The organism is Legionella gresilensis (assembly GCF_900639865.1).
In the GTDB taxonomy this organism is placed as follows: domain Bacteria; phylum Pseudomonadota; class Gammaproteobacteria; order Legionellales; family Legionellaceae; genus Legionella_C; species Legionella_C gresilensis.
The window spans coordinates 1-523 of the sequence record NZ_CAAAHX010000050.1; the positions used below are offsets into that span (position 1 = coordinate 1).

Below are 523 nucleotides of genomic sequence, written 5' to 3' on the forward strand. Positions count from 1 at the left end.
TATTACCCTGGCGTCTAAAAGTTGATTATTCCCAAGCAGTATATTTCGTTTCACTTTTCTAAAAGAAGTTCATAATTTTAAATTCATTAAACTGTATTTTGGTCAGGTAAAGTCGGATGTTTATGAGTAAGTCATCTACACAAAGGACTGGCCTAACTAGACAAGCATTTGCTTTGACATCCTGATTGACTAATTCTTGCGGATTTAACTCTGGGCAATAGGGAGGTAAAAAAATTTCTATCTCCTCTTTATAGTTCTCAACTGTTTTACTTTTTTACTGTGATGTATACGATGATTATCAACAATCAAAAATAATTTCTGTTTGACCTGACGACGTAATCTGCTCAAGAACTCGATAAATTTCTTGCTGTCGCAATTATTTTCAAAAACCATCCAATTCATAAACCCTTGCGACTAATGGCTGCAAGCATATTGACTTTAAAACGACTACCTCTCTTTTTTATCCCAGGTGTTTAGTTGACAAGGCTATAAGTTCTGCCACGATTGTCACACGATTGCAGCC

At 35.4% G+C, this 523-nt stretch carries 1 protein-coding gene; it reads right to left on the reverse strand.

Annotation, left to right across the window (positions count from 1 at the left end; genetic code table 11):
* Nucleotides 1-237: 237 nt before the first annotated feature.
* Nucleotides 238-402, reverse strand: coding sequence for a transposase (locus E1P04_RS18510; RefSeq protein WP_131784128.1), 165 nt, complete (start codon nucleotides 400-402; stop codon nucleotides 238-240).
* Between the last annotated feature and the right edge of the window lie 121 nt (nucleotides 403-523).

Bases quoted from the DNA above. Each gene is read 5' to 3' on its own strand.
- E1P04_RS18510 (WP_131784128.1), bottom strand. From the start codon at position 402: ATGAATTGGATGGTTTTTGAAAATAATTGCGACAGCAAGAAATTTATC.